At 27.8% G+C, this 436-nt stretch carries 1 protein-coding gene; it reads left to right on the top strand.

Features of this window, described 5'->3' with window-relative positions:
* Window positions 1–113 precede the first annotated feature (113 nt).
* Window positions 114–436 (top strand): hypothetical protein (locus tag IUY40_RS19275; RefSeq protein WP_195738466.1); only part of this gene is annotated, 323 nt, incomplete at its 3' end.

Here is a 436-nt window from a genome sequence, read left to right on the forward strand (position 1 = left end):
TAATTTTGACGGAAGTAATAAGAGACCAATATCTATTGATATTGAGATTTATAAGAATGGTGAATTAGACGGAAGTCTATCAAAAAGGTATTTAAACCCATAAATTATTAACGATGAAAGCTGAGTATAAAGAAATTGTTGCAAAATTAGGAGATATAAAATGGAGAAAAATTAATATTATTTTTAGTATTGATGAGGGCGCAATCGGTTATGATAAAATAGAATATACCGATGAGAATAATATTATAAATTCTTTTTGGATAAAGTTTAAGTTAATTGACGGGTTAGTTAATTCAATAATTAACTTATACAATAGCAGTAGAAGTAATTTAGCTCAAAAGTTTAACAAGTATCAGATAGAAATCTTTCCGAATGGAGATACTTTTGAAAATAGGTGGTGGGATGTTGAAAAAGATAAGCAAGACTTATCAGAGGC

The sequence above is a fragment of the Flavobacterium sp. ALJ2 genome (assembly GCF_015594725.1).
GTDB lineage: Bacteria > Bacteroidota > Bacteroidia > Flavobacteriales > Flavobacteriaceae > Flavobacterium.